This window comes from Paraburkholderia phenoliruptrix (assembly GCF_902859825.1).
GTDB lineage: Bacteria > Pseudomonadota > Gammaproteobacteria > Burkholderiales > Burkholderiaceae > Paraburkholderia > Paraburkholderia phenoliruptrix.
Genome location: NZ_CADIKB010000031.1, coordinates 16,698 through 30,274, shown reverse-complemented (window position 1 = coordinate 30,274; position 13,577 = coordinate 16,698). Strand labels below are relative to the sequence as shown.

At 65.9% G+C, this 13,577-nt stretch carries 8 protein-coding genes; 1 reads left to right on the top strand and 7 read right to left on the bottom strand.

The window, feature by feature from the left end:
• Nucleotides 1-57: 57 nt before the first annotated feature.
• The 6 genes from HV711_RS24545 to HV711_RS24520 all read right to left on the bottom strand — a co-directional run bounded on the left by HV711_RS24545 (nt 58) and on the right by HV711_RS24520 (nt 9,229).
• Nucleotides 58-1,359, bottom strand: coding sequence for an acetyl-CoA C-acetyltransferase (locus tag HV711_RS24545; protein WP_035478610.1), 1,302 nt, complete (start codon nt 1,357-1,359; stop codon nt 58-60).
• Between the two features lie 151 nt (nt 1,360-1,510).
• A complete protein-coding gene (locus HV711_RS24540) occupies nt 1,511-2,446 on the bottom strand; it encodes a MaoC/PaaZ C-terminal domain-containing protein (RefSeq protein WP_035478612.1) in 936 nt (311 codons plus the stop codon).
• 2 nt (nt 2,447-2,448) lie between these two features.
• Nucleotides 2,449-3,864 (bottom strand): 3-oxoacyl-ACP reductase, encoded by a 1,416-nt coding sequence (locus tag HV711_RS24535; protein ID WP_035478614.1) that lies wholly within the window; start codon nt 3,862-3,864, stop codon nt 2,449-2,451.
• A gap of 137 nt (nt 3,865-4,001) precedes the next feature.
• The gene (locus HV711_RS24530; RefSeq protein WP_035478615.1) at nt 4,002-6,503 is read right to left on the bottom strand and encodes an acyl-CoA dehydrogenase; all 2,502 of its coding nucleotides are present in this window, start codon (nt 6,501-6,503) and stop codon (nt 4,002-4,004) included.
• 152 nt (nt 6,504-6,655) lie between these two features.
• A complete protein-coding gene (locus HV711_RS24525) occupies nt 6,656-7,621 on the bottom strand; it encodes a TetR/AcrR family transcriptional regulator (RefSeq protein ID WP_035478617.1) in 966 nt (321 codons plus the stop codon).
• Nucleotides 7,622-7,981: 360 nt separating this feature from the next.
• Nucleotides 7,982-9,229, bottom strand: coding sequence for an MFS transporter (locus HV711_RS24520; protein WP_013588098.1), 1,248 nt, complete (start codon nt 9,227-9,229; stop codon nt 7,982-7,984).
• 398 nt (nt 9,230-9,627) lie between these two features.
• Here HV711_RS24520 and HV711_RS24515 point away from each other — a divergent pair, with 398 nt between their 5' ends.
• Nucleotides 9,628-10,830 carry a hybrid sensor histidine kinase/response regulator gene (locus tag HV711_RS24515; protein WP_013588099.1) on the top strand — a complete coding sequence of 401 codons (1,203 nt, stop codon included), beginning with the start codon at nt 9,628-9,630 and terminating at the stop codon, nt 10,828-10,830.
• A gap of 26 nt (nt 10,831-10,856) precedes the next feature.
• Here HV711_RS24515 and HV711_RS24510 read toward each other — a convergent pair whose 3' ends face one another.
• On the bottom strand, nt 10,857-13,562 hold the full coding sequence (locus HV711_RS24510; RefSeq protein WP_035478618.1) for an ATP-binding response regulator: 2,706 nt from the start codon (nt 13,560-13,562) through the stop codon (nt 10,857-10,859).
• Nucleotides 13,563-13,577 lie beyond the last annotated feature (15 nt).

Here is a 13,577-nt window from a genome sequence, read left to right as displayed (position 1 = left end):
GAAGCCTGGGCTTCCTGTGTTCGTATAGGGGCTGAGCGTGCGCAAGCGGGATGGCGGTCAGCGCTCCAGAATCGCCACCACGCCCTGGCCGCCCGCCGCGCAAATCGAAATCAGTCCGCGCGCGCTGCCCGCCGGTGCGTCGAGCTGCGCAAGCAGCTTCGCGAGACCGGCGACGATGCGTGCGCCCGTCGCGGCGAACGGATGGCCCGTCGCGAGCGAGCCGCCGTTCACGTTGAGTTTCGCGCGGTCGATCGCGCCGAGCGGGGCGTCGAGGCCCAACTGCGTGCGGCAATATTCGTCGTCCTGCCAGGCAGCGAGCGTGCACAACACCTGCGCCGCGAACGCTTCGTGGATCTCGTAGAAATCGAATTCCTGCAACGTCAGTCCCGCTCGCGCGAGCATGCGCGCCACCGCGTAGGCCGGCGCCATCAAGAGGCCTTCTTTCTTGTCGAAGAAGTCGACGGCCGCGGTTTCCGACCAGCTCAGGTACGCGAGCACCGGCAAGCCGCGGCGCGCGGCCCAGTCTTCGCTCGCGAGCAGCACGGCGGACGCGCCGTCGGTGAGCGGCGTGGAATTGCCGGCGGTCAGCGTGCCGGCGTCGCGGTCGAAGGCGGGCTTGAGCGAGGCGAGCTTGTCGAGCGTCAGGTCGGCGCGCAGATTGTTGTCGCGCGCGAGGCCGCGGTACGGCGTCATCAGATCGTTGAGAAAGCCGCGCGCATACGCTTGGCCGAGCTTGCGGTGGCTGTCGTAGGCGAGCACGTCCTGGGCTTCGCGCGAAATGTTCCAGCGTTTCGCCATCAGCTCGCAGTGCTCGCCCATCGAAAGACCGGTGCGCGGCTCGCCGTTGCGCGGCAACAGCGGCTTGAAGAACATGCCGGGCCGCAGCTTCGCGAGCGCGCCGACGCGCTGGCCCGCACTCCTGCCGCGATTCGCTTCGAGCAGAATCTTGCGCATGTTTTCGTTCACGCCGATAGGCGCATCCGATGTCGTATCCATACCGCCCGCGATGCCCACGTCGATCTGTCCCAACGCAATCTTGTTGGCGACGAGTATCGTCGCTTCGAGGCCGGTGCCGCAGGCCTGTTGCACATCGTACGCGGGTGTTTCCTTCGCCAATGTGGTGGACAGCACGGATTCGCGCGTCAGATTGAAGTCGTGCGAATGCTTGATGACCGCGCCCGCCGCCACTTCGCCGAGGCGTTCGCCGTGCAGCTCATAGCGGTCGATCAGCCCTTGCAGCGTAAAAGTCAGCATGTCCTGATTCGACGCGGTCGCATAGGCCGTGTTCGAGCGGGCGAACGGAATCCGGTTGCCGCCGAGAATCGCGACGCGGCGCACGGGTGGCAGCGGGTGAGGCATGCGTGGCTCCTTTGCATTTTTTGCCTGATTGCGTGTTCCTGATCGTGTGTGCCTGATCGTTTGTTCCTGAGCGTGTGTCGCGTGCCGGATCAGCACGGCGGATCGACACGGCGAGCGCGGCTGCCGCGCCCGCGTCTCACGCAGGCGCGTGTCATTGCAGTCTCCATTGCATGCGGGCGCGCAAATGCGGCTTTTCTCCGGCGATGTCGCGCACCTCGATATCGCGTTCGATCAGCGACGACGACGCGCTCCACAGCGACGCTTCGCCCGGCAGCAGCATCGGCAGCTTGAATTCGGCGGCAAGCGTCGCTTCGGCAAGCGGCTTGGGCGGCTGCAACGAGGAGGCCGCGCGCGCGAGCGTCCACATGCCGTGCGCGATCGCTCGCGGAAAGCCGAATGCCTTCGCCGGCAGCGCGCTCAGATGAATCGGGTTGTAGTCGCCGGAAACGCTCGCGTAGTCGCGGCCGAGCTGCGGCGCGAGTTGCCAGCGCGCGACGCGTTGCAACGCGGCGGTGTCCACCTGCAGCGGATCGAGCGGGCCGCCGCCGGCCGGCACGCCGCGCTTCAGGTAGACGCTGTCGCCGTCCCACACGGCTTCTCCCCGCCGGTAGATGCGCGTGTGCAGCAGGAACGCCTGGCCCTTGTCGTGGCGCAGCAGCGCGCCGAACTCCACTTCGACGCGCAGCAGGTCCTTGTAGGCGAGCGGCCGGCGCAGATGTACATGATTGGCAAGATGCAGCAGGCCGACCGCGGGCCAGGGAAACGCCGGATCCGTCAGCATCAGCAGATGCAGCGGAAACGCGAGCACATGCGGATACGTGAGCGGCACGCCGTGCTCGGGGATGAAGCCGCACACGCGGGCATAGCGCCACGCCGGCCCGGGATCGAGCGCGACAGCGGGGCGCACGAGACGCAAGGCGGGCAGCTGCGCCGGACGTCCGCGCTTGACGATGCCCGACAGCGCGCGTGCATAGAGCCGCGCCGGTGTGGGCAAGGTTTCCACGACCACAGTCCTCGGCCGCACTCCGTCGCGCCGCGCGAGTTCGGACGTGTGGTTGCCGCCGAACGGATCACCGGGTTCTTGCATGCTCAGGCTCCGATCAGACTTTGACCGCACACGCGCACCACCTGCCCGCTGATGCCGCCCGAGCCGGGATGCGCGAGCCACGCGATGGTCTGCGCGACGTCGACCGGCTGGCCGCCCTGGGAGAGCGAATTCAGGCGGCGGCCGGCTTCGCGAAGGGTCAACGGCATTGTCGCTGTCATCTCCGTTTCGATGAAGCCCGGCGCGACCGCGTTGATCGTGATGCCGCGCGCGCGCAACAGCGGCGCCATGCTTTGCACGCGGCCGATCACGCCCGCTTTCGAGGTCGCGTAATTCGTCTGGCCGGCATTGCCCGCGATGCCGCTGATCGACGACACGCCGATGATGCGTCCGCCGTCGCGCAGAATGCCGGCTGCGAGCAACGCGTCGTCGATGCGCTCCTGGGCGGAGAGGTTGATGTCGAGCACGCTTTGCCAGGCCGCGGCCGTCATCTTCGCGATGGTCTTGTCTTTGGTGATGCCGGCGTTGTGCACGACGATGTCCACGCCCTCGTCGTCGAGTGCGGCGGCGATCTGCGCGGGAGCTTCCGGCGCGGCGATGTCGAAGGCAAGCGGCGTGCCGTTCAACTGGCGCAGGGTCGCGTCGAGCGCGTCGCGCGCAGACGGAATGTCGACCCCGATCACGTGCGCGCCTTGTGCCGCCAGCACGCCCGCAATCGCCGCGCCGATGCCGCGCGCCGCGCCTGTCACCACCGCGCGCCGGTTCGCGAGCGGCGCGTGCCAGTCGAAGGGCGCGGACTCCACGGCGTCGGCACCGTCGGCGGAAATCTGCACGACCTGACCCGACACGTAGGCCGAGCGCGGCGACAGGAAAAAGCGCAGCGTGGACTCCATCCTATGCTCGGCACCCGCGCCGACATACACCAGATTCGCTGTCACGCCGCGCCGCGCCTCCTTGCCGAGCGAACGCACGAGGCCTTCGAGCGCGCGTTGCGCGGTCCACTGCCGGGGACTCGCGCAGTCTCGCGGCGGCCGGCCGAGCACGACAATGCGGCCGCATTTGCCGAGCGAGCGCAGCGTGTCGTGGAAAAACGCATGCAGCGGTTCAAGCTGGCTGCTGTCCTCGATACCGCTCGCGTCGAAGACGAGCGCCGCAACACGCGCGGCCGAGCCGGAATCCGCGGGCTCGAACCGCCCCGTCATCAGACCATGGCGATGCGCGAGCGGCATCCACAGGCCGGCGCTTGCATGCGCGACGCTCGTCATGCCGATGCTTGCCACAAGATTCGCGAGCGCGTCCAGCAGACGCGGTTCGCGCCCCGCGCCGATTGCAACGAGCCCCTCGAACTCGGGGCGATCCGCGCGATAGCGGCGCAGCACCTCGGGCTTCGGAAGCCCCAGCGAGCGCGCAAGGCGCGCGCCGAACGGCGAATTGACGAAGTTCAGGTAAGCGTCGTTCATATTGTTCGTGGCTCCGCCGGATACGCCTGCACGTCCGTCAGTGTGTACTCAGTCTGCGGCCAGTGTGCACCCAGTTTCGCGCGCCGGCGTGTTTCGGAGCGAGCTTTTTTCATGCGATGGCGAATTCGCGTTTTCACTCACAGCTCCGCCGCTTCGAGCGCGTTGTCGAGCGCCTCCTGACGGCGTTGCAGATGGGCGAGCAGGTCGAAGTCGGCAGAAAAATCGTCGACTTTCACGACGAGCGCGGCGTAGCGCGCGTAATCGTCGAGCACGCGCCGCTCGTCCGCATCGATCAGACCTTGCTGCAGCGCGGCGTCGGCCCATGCGGGGAGTTGCACGGCGCTCTGCGGCATGGGTTCGAGGCGCCGCGCCTTGACCGCTTCGCGAAGCTTCTGCTCGATCTGCGTCACGCGCGGGTTGAGCGCGAAGACGAGCTCGCCATAGCCGAGCGCGTCGACATCCGGGTGCGGCACGTACGAATCGGCGACGAGCCGGTCGCGCGCGGCGCCGGGCGTCTGCATCAGCTGCGCGATCTCGCTGCCGAGGCGGTCCGACGGCTCGCGGTACGGCAGACCGAACGGGAAGGCGAGCACGCGCACCAGCCCCGCGGCGAGGCGATTCGGATAGTTCGCGAGTACGCCGTCGAGGGCCTGTTGCGCGCGATAAAGCGAGTCTTCGACGCCCCAGCGCACGAGCGGCAGATCGTCTTCCTGACGGCCTTCGTCCTCGAAACGCTTGAGCGTCGCCGAAATCAGATAGAGCTGCGAGAGCACGTCGCCAAGACGCGCCGAGATGCGTTCGCGGCGTTTCAGATCGCCGCCGAGCACGAACATGGAGACGTCCGCGAGCAGCGCGAACACCGTGGCCATGCGCGTCGCGGCGCGATAGTAGCGGTGCAGCGGCGCATGGGCCGCACGCGGCGTCGCGATGAAGGCACCGCCGCTCAGGCCGTACACGAAGCTGCGCACCACGTTCGAGAGCGTAAAGCCGAGGTGGCCGAAGAACGCGTCGTCGAAATCGCGCAGCGCTTGAGCGCGGTCGGCTTCGCGTGTCGCGCTCATTTCCTTCAGCACATATGGATGGCAGCGGATCGCACCCTGGCCGAAGATGATCAGGCAGCGGGTAAGAATGTTCGCGCCTTCGACCGTGATCGCAATCGGCACCTGCTGATACGCGCGCGCCAGAAAGTTCGACGGCCCCATGCAGATGCCTTTGCCGCCGGCGACGTCCATGGCGTCGTTGATCACCATGCGGGCGCGCTCGGTAATGTGATATTTGGCGATTGCCGAAATGACCGAGGGTTTTTCGCCGAGATCGACCGCGTGCGCCGACAGGCGGCGCGCGGCGTCCATCACATACAGATTGCCGCCCATGCGGCCGAGCGCTTCCTGCACGCCTTCGAACTTGCCGACGGCCGTGCGGAACTGGCGGCGCACCGCGGCATAGGCGCCCGTGCCGCGCACGGCGATCTTCGCCATGCCGACATTCGACGACGGCAGCGAGATCGCGCGCCCGGCCGCGAGACATTCCATCAGCATGCGCCAGCCGTTGCCCACTTGCGCGCGTCCGCCGATCACCCAGTCGAGCGGAATAAAGACGTCTTTGCCCGAGTTCGGGCCGTTCTGGAACACGGCGTTCAGCGGCCAGTGACGCCGGCCGATGTTCACGCCCGGATGATCGGTCGGAATGAGTGCGCAGGTGATGCCGGGTTCGTCGTTCGCGCCGAGCAGATGGTCCGGATCGAGCGCGCGAAAGGCGAGGCCGAGCACCGTCGCGATCGGCCCGAGCGTGATGTAGCGCTTGTCCCACGTCACGCGAAAGCCGAGCGTCTCGCGTCCCTCGAACAGGCCCTTGCAGACGATGCCGACGTCCGGAATCGCGGCGGCGTCCGAACCCGCGTAAGGGCTCGTCAGCGCGAAGCAGGGGATTTCCTCGCCGCGCGCAAGACGCGGCAAATAGTGGTTCTTCTGCTCGTCGGTGCCGTAATGCATCAGCAGTTCCGCGGGGCCGAGCGAATTGGGCACCATCACCGAGACGGCGGCGGCCGAGCAGCGCGTGGCGAGCTTCATGATGACCTGCGAATGCGCGTAGGCGGAGAACTGCTTACCGCCGTACTGCTTTGGAATGATCATGCCGAGAAAGCCGCGCTCCTTGACGAACTGCCATGCTTGCGGCGACAGGTCCTGCCACACCATGGTGGTTTCCCAGTCGTTCGCGAGATTGCACAGCTCTTCGCATTCGTTCTCGAGGAATGCCTGCTCTTCGGCGCTCAGGGTCGCGGGGCCGTAGCCGAGCAGCGTGTCCCAGTGAGGGCGGCCGGAGAACAGTTGCGCGTCCCACCAGACGGTGCCGGCTTCGATCGCGTCGCGCTCGGTCGGCGACATCTCCGGCAGGATCCTGCGGAAAACGTCGAGCACCGGCTTCGCGAGCCACGCGCGCCGCAGCGGCTTCACGGCGAGCACGAGCGCGGGCAGCACCAGTACGATGGCGAAGAGTGTGGTCGCCGCAGCGCCCGCTGCGCCGCTCACGCGCACGGTCACGACCCACGCGATCATGAAGGCCAGCCACCCGGGCGCGCGCGCCTGAACGTACACGAGCGCCAGCATGCCCACCACCAGCAGCAAGACGAACCACGACATGAGGTTTCCTCCCTGATTCCACGGTGCGTGCGCACGCCTGCCCGGCGCGCGGACGGTTCGCGTTGTTCTTGATCTTGTGCGAGCAGGCTTGCGTCGATGGGCGCGGTGCCTGCCGCTATGAGTCTGTCGAGCGGCCCCTATGGGCGGCGCGCTTACGTCGCGCCGTGCAACGCCCGCGGCAGCGCGGCACGGGCTTCGAGCGCACCGCCGTGCGGCTCGCCGTCGAAACCTGCTGTCGTGGACGAAGCGCGCGTGCCCGAGGTGGCCGGCGCAAGAAACGCATCCGCCGGGCAGGCCGACAAACCAGAGCCGCCGGCTTCGTCGGGCGCTTCATGGGCTGCAGCGGCCGCCTTGTGCTCGCGGTTTGGCGCGGCGCCGTCGGAACCGGCGCACGTGTCTGCGGCTGTATCGGAGTCCGTCGCGTCGCCGAGCACGGCCGCGAACATCGCGAGTTGCGACGCATCGGGCAGCGGCGCCTTGAGCGCGGCGACCATCAGCGAGGCGAGGCGCGCGATCAGTTGCAGGTCGTTCATCGACTTGCCTTGCGAGAACTCGGCGATGAGGCTCTCGGTGTCGGCGCCCGCCAGCACGCCCGACAGCGCGCCGATCGCGAAGTGCAGACGCCAGCCCAATTCCTCGCGCGGCAGATGCGGCAGCGCGCGCTGGAACGCATCGAAAAAACGCACGGCCACCGACGCATAGTGCGCGTTCAGAAAGTCGCGAATGAATGCCGACGGATCCGTATAGGCGCGGCCCAGCAGTCGCAGGAACGCCTTGCCGCCGACGCGCGGATCGCGCGAAAGCCGCAGCGCCGGAATGAACATCGCGCCGAGCACGTGCTCGCACGTGAGCCGCTCGCCGAGCATATGGTCGAAGCGCTCGAGCAGCTTCACGCGCTCCTCGTTGAGGCGGTCGAGCCGGCGCGACAGCATCGAGTGAATCAGCGATTCCTTGCTGCCGAAGTGATAGTTGACCGCCGCCAGATTTACTTCGGCGCGCGAAGTAATCTGGCGCAGCGACATGGCCTCGTATCCGCAATCGATGAAGAGCGTCTCAGCGGCGTCGAGGATGCGTGACTTGGTATCGCCGGCGTGCCGGCTCGTTGTGCGACCTGCCATGTTGCGTCTCCAGTTGCCGGGCGCCCGGCCCGCAAACAGGCGCTTCAAATGTCAATTTGAAACAGCCGTTTTTTTCAGGATAAGAAGGATGATGAAGCTCCGCAAGGGTTGGTTGTCGATTAACTCCTCTAGAAGACCTGAAGGCAAACCGCACGTCTTGCGTGCGGAAACAAAAAGGCTGGAAACAAAAAGGCCGTTCCGACGAATCGGAACGGCCTCGTATGAATGAACAAGCGGTTTGGCCCTGCGCGCGCGCGCTATGTGCTGTGCGGCACGCGCTTCATGCCGCGGCGGTTCTTGCCGCCTTTTGTCTATTGTGCCCGATAACCGCGCGGCGAAATAGCTGTTGAGTACGAACGCTTAAAGCTGTTGTCCGGCGGGGCGGCCTTGCACAGGTTCGCCCACGTGCGCGGCCGACTGCGTCATGTCGATGCCGCGGCGTTCGCGGCTAAACGGAATCAGCGCGCAGATCACGAGCGCGACGATGCCGATCACGACCGCCATCACAAGCGCATAGTTGTTGCCGTGGGCTTCGGCGGCGCTCGCCTGCAGCGGCCCGTTCACCGACGCGATCAGATTGCCGAGCTGATACACGAGCCCCGGAAAGGTCGCGCGAATTTCGTCGGGCGAGATCTCGTTCAGGTGGACCGGAATCACGCCCCACGCGCCCTGCACCGAGATCTGCATGAGGAACGCGCCCACCGCGAGCAGCACCGGCGTGCTCGAAAAAGCCCACAGCGGCAGCACCGGCAGTGCGATCAGCGCGGATATGAAGATCGCGCGCTTGCGTCCGATCTTCTCCGACAACATGCCGAAAAAGAGCCCGCCGCAGATCGCGCCGATGTTCAGCGTAATGGTGATGAGCGACACCGTGTGCGCGTCGAAGTGATGCTGGACGCGCAGGAAAGTGGGGTACAGGTCCTGCGATCCGTGCGAGAAGAAGTTGAAGGCAGTCATGAGCACGATCGCATAGAGCGAGAGCTTGACGTTCTGCTTCAAGGTGGCGACGAGGCCGGGGCGCGCCTGTTTCTCCAGCGTCTTGAAGGCGGGCGACTCCGGCACGTGCGCGCGGATGTACAGCACGAGCAGCGCGGGCAGCACGCCGACAAAGAACATGCCGCGCCAGCCGATGTACTGATAGAACACGCCGAACACGACAGAAGCGAGCAGGTAGCCGCTCGGATAGCCGGCTTGCAGCAGGCCGGACACGATGCCGCGCGATTTGGGCGGCACGGTTTCCATCGTCAACGCGCCGCCCACGCCCCATTCGCCGCCCATGGCGATGCCGAAAAGCGCGCGCAGCACGAGCAGGATGGCGAGGTTCGGCGAGAAGCCCGACAGCAATTCGAGCAGCGAGAAGCAAGCGATGTTGACCATCAGCGTGGGCCGGCGGCCATAGCGGTCCGCGAGCCAGCCGAAAATCAGCGCGCCGAGCGGGCGCATCATCAGTGTGAGCATAATGCCGAATGCGACTTCCGGGATTTTCGTATTGAATTCCGCCGCAATATCTTTCAATACGAACACCATCAGGAAGAAATCGAAGGCGTCCAATGTCCAGCCGAGATAGGCGGCGATCGTGACGTTTCTCTGTTCGCGTGTCCAGCTCATTGTTTGTTCTCCTCGTCTCCACGTGGTTTTCATTGACCCGCAGGCGATGCCCGTGTGCCGGCAGACCCTTGCCACGGCCATCGAGCGCGAGTGTACGCCCACCTTTAAGCGCCTGCAGGAATCAGGGCGGCGTTATGGGTGTTAATCCTGGAGCAATAAACGTGCTGAATGGGAGATTCAAGGGGAATGTCGGCTCGACGTAATAATTGTATTGACGATGTTTGCAAAAGCGTCTGCAATATGTAATGGAATTATTGCCGATCAGGCGTTGAATCCGGTCGGCGGAACTTCATTGTTTTGCGAAGCGCAAGTCGGCTTTACCGATGCGCGAGGCCGCAACGGTAGAATGCGATGAATACCGACTGTCGGCGGTTGCCAACGAATGAGCCCCCAATGCGATGACTGATACGAGACCCCCGACGACACCCCCGGCCTCAACCGCGCCTGCGGCAATCCAGGCGCCGTTCTCGATCCTGTTCGTCGACGACGACGAGATGTCGCGCAATCATTTTGCGCGCGCCGTGGGCAACGATTATCGCGTGCATCTTGCGCAGGATCCCGACGAGGCGATGGCGCTGCTGCGCGAGCTGGGGCCGGACATCGCCGTGCTCGTCACCGACTTTCGCATGCCGGGCCGCGACGGCGGCCACCTGCTGCGCGAGGTCGGCGACGCGTATCCGCAAATCGTGCGTATTCTCGTGACCGCCTATGCCGACAAGGACATGCTGCTGCAGACCTTCAACACCGGCGACCTGTTCCGCATCCTCGAAAAGCCGCTTCGCGTGGAATCAGTGCGCGAGGTGCTGCGCCAGGCGGTGGCGCGCTACGCCGAGCGGGAAACGCGTCAGCAGCGGCTCCTCGCCATGGACGAGACCCTCGCGTTTCTTGCCCACGAGCTCAATACGCCGCTTGCCGCCATCTCGCTCTTTGCGCGTTCGGTCGAAAACGACGTCGCGCAGGAATACCACCCGCAGCGTCAGCGCGAGATCGGTCTCGCAGCCACCTCCATGCTCAACAACGCGCAGTACTGCCTGACGCTGATCTCGTCGTTCTGGGCGACCGTGCATAAAAGCGGCGGCCCGCAGTCGGCGACAGGCGGTGCGGTGCGCGAGGTGAAGGCGACGCGTCTTGTCGCCACCTTGCTCGACTCGTATCCGTTTGCGGGCGCGCAGCGCGAATGGGTCGACGTCGAGGCGCGGGGCGATTTCGTCGTTCACGCCATGCCCAATTGCGTCGCGCTGGTGCTTTCTTCGCTGATGTCCAATGCGTTGCGCGCGCTGGAGGGCTGCCGGTCGCCCTCGCTGCGCGTCGAAGTGGTGTGCGAGCCGGAGCCGGAGATTCGCCTGCACGACAATGGTCCCGGCATCGCGCCCGAGGTCAAGGCGCGCTTGCTGCTCGATCCAGTGACCACGCACGCGGGACGCGGCGGTCACGGCATGGGCATGATTTTTTGCAACCGCATCATGCAGTCGTTCGGCGGCGGGCTGCGGATCGAATCGACGCTCGGCGAGGGCACGACCGTGACGATGCGCTTTCCCGGACTCAGAGGCCGCGTTCAGGGCGGCGCGCGCGAGGCGGCGTCGGACGGCCACGCCGCCTGATCGCGGGGTCTGGAGTCGACGCCTTTTTAATGCTCGCGCATCGCGAGACCGCTCGGGCTTGCGGAGTCGGCGTTTCCTGTCTGCGGCGCCTGCTTCGTCGGTTCCAGCGGTTCCGGCGGTTCCAGCGGTCCGCGCCGGCCTTGCCCCGCGCTCGCGAGCTCCAGATAGCGATGCAGCGCCTCGGCCGAGCGCTCGCCCAGCTCGCCGATCCGTTCGAGCCAGTCGGGTTCCGCAGGCCACGCACCTTCCAGCGTGCGCGGATAGATGTGCCGCGTGAACTGATGCAGCGCCTTTGCGCCGATGTTGCCGCTCGCGCCGAGCAGCAGATGCAGCGCACCGTGTGCCGCGTCCAGATCGCCCTTCGCGGCATGCTCACGGAGCTGCGCAATCAACGCGCGAAGCTGCTCGATTCCACTTGCAAAGGATGCGTCGAGGAAGCCGAGCGCGGCCAGTTCTCCGAGCTGATGCCGGTCGAGCAGCTCGCTTTGCCCGGCAGCGGGCGAGTCGGCCCATTGCGCCTCGGCCGGCGCCGCCAACGCAGCGAGTCCGGCCGAAGCCGAGGGTCCCGGCGCTCGCGACAAGGCCGGCGCACGGCGCGCCTCGCTCCCCGCGTCATGGATATTGGCTACACCGCCGCCTTGCTGCGCAAACTGCCTCGTGAGGCACGCGTACAGCGAACCGACCTGCACGGGCTTGACGAGGACCTCGTTCATGCCGATGTTCATGCAGGCCTGCACCGAGCCGATGTCCGACTGGCTCGTCAGCGCGATGATCGGCACGTTCGCGTAGGCATCGGGGCGCGCGCGAATCGCTGCCGCCGTTTCGAGGCCGCCCATGCCCGGCATGTTCATGTCGACCACGACGGCGTCGATGGCGGTCGCTTCGTCGAGCCGGTCGAGCACCGCCTGCCCATGCTCCGCTTCGACGACGCTCGCACCGAAGCGCTCCAGATACGCTTTCGCGACGAGCCGGCTGTAGGTGTCGTCGTCGGCGACGAGAATCGACTTGCCGGAGAAGTCGTCGAAGCGCTGATTCAGATGCCGCCGGTTGCCGTTCTCAAAGAGCGCCTGCAATGACGCGAAGAGTTCGATGACGCTGCACGACTTGCTGATCATGTCGTCCATGCCGGCGCGCCGCGCCAATATCCGCGCAATATTGCCCGGCTCGGACGTGTACGCGGCGACGAGCACGTTCCAGTTCGGATGATCGCGCCCGGCGCGCAGTTGCTCGGTGGCGCTGTAGCCGTCGAGCACCGGCATGTTGACGTCCATCAGCACGAGGTCGTAAGTGGCCGCGGCGCGCAGCATCGTCAGCGCGACATGGCCGTTTTCGGCCTCGTCCACCTCGGCGCCTACCTTCGACAGGCTGCGCCGCGTGCGGGCGCGCTGAGCGGCGTCGTCGTCGGCGAGAAGAATGCGTTTGCCCTTGAGCACGGCGGTGGCGCGCTCCATCACGGCGCGCTCGTGCGCCGCCACCTCGCTTTCGGTGACAGGGGGAAACTGCAGCGTGAATTGCGTGAACTTGCCCGGCTCCGACTTGCACGCGATGCTGCCGCCGAAGGCGCGCATCGCGCGCTGGCAGTAGGCGAGTCCGAGGCCCGTGCCGGCCGAGTTGCCGGCCGTGCGAAACGGCTCGAACAGATGCGGCAGGATCTCCGGCGCAATGCCGCTGCCGGTGTCGCGCACGGTGACGGCGTGGCGGTCCACGGTGAGCGTGAGCGTTGCCGTAGCCAGCGGCGCAATGTGATGCAGCGCGTTCTTGATCAGGTTGAAGAGCGTGAACAGGTAGACGGTCTCGTCGACCTTGAAGGTGAAATCCTCGAGCACCACGAGGCGCACCTTGCCGCGCTCCTTCTTATCGGCAAAGCCGTATTCGTCGAGCGCCTTGCGGGTGGTCGCCGCCGCGCTCAGGTAGGTGAGGGAATCCGAGCGGATCTGCTTCGCGCTGACTTCGTCGAGCGTCATGGCGATCACGCGCAGGCCGCGCTCGATCGAGAGCTGCCCATGCGCGAGATGCCGGTACAGCAGCGCCGCACCCGGGCCCGACAGCGCGGGCACACGGCCGGCTTCCGTGAGCGCCGGCAGCGTTTCTTCGACGCGATCGAGCACATGCTTGAGCTGGCTGAGCGGGTTACGCATTTCATGAGCGATGGAGCCGGCGAGCGCCTGCAACGCCCGGTTCTTCTCGACGAAAATGCGCCCCTTGCTGATGGCGTGGGCGAACAGCATGCTGCACAACACGACGACCGGCAGCACCGCGAGATCCGACTGGTTCGCGGTGCTGAGCACAATCGGAGCCGGCGAGCTGGCTGCCGCCGCCAGCCCCCCCGCCAGCATGCCGGCGCCGATACAGCCCATCAGCAGGAATGGATTGTCGATGCACAGCGCCATGATGAAGATCATCATGACCTCGGTCATCATCCACATGGTGGAGAACCCGTTTCTGATTGCGAGGAAGGTGCAAACGAACGGCAGCACGTAGATGAGGCACACGTGCCAGTAGATCAGCAGGTACTGGTTGAAGCGCCTCGGCCAGCGCGCCTGGAAGATCAACGGAATGCAGATCAACGCCGCACTCAGGCGCAGCGTCAGGTTGTCGTACGGCTGCGGCAGGATGTAAGTCCACACGACGTAATAGACGGGGTGGCACACGAGGCCGAGTACGCCTCCCCATCGAATTGCAAACCGGCTTCGTTCGAGCACGTCCTGCATGCTTTCGCGCGGTATGATCATCTGGCCTCCAGTGAC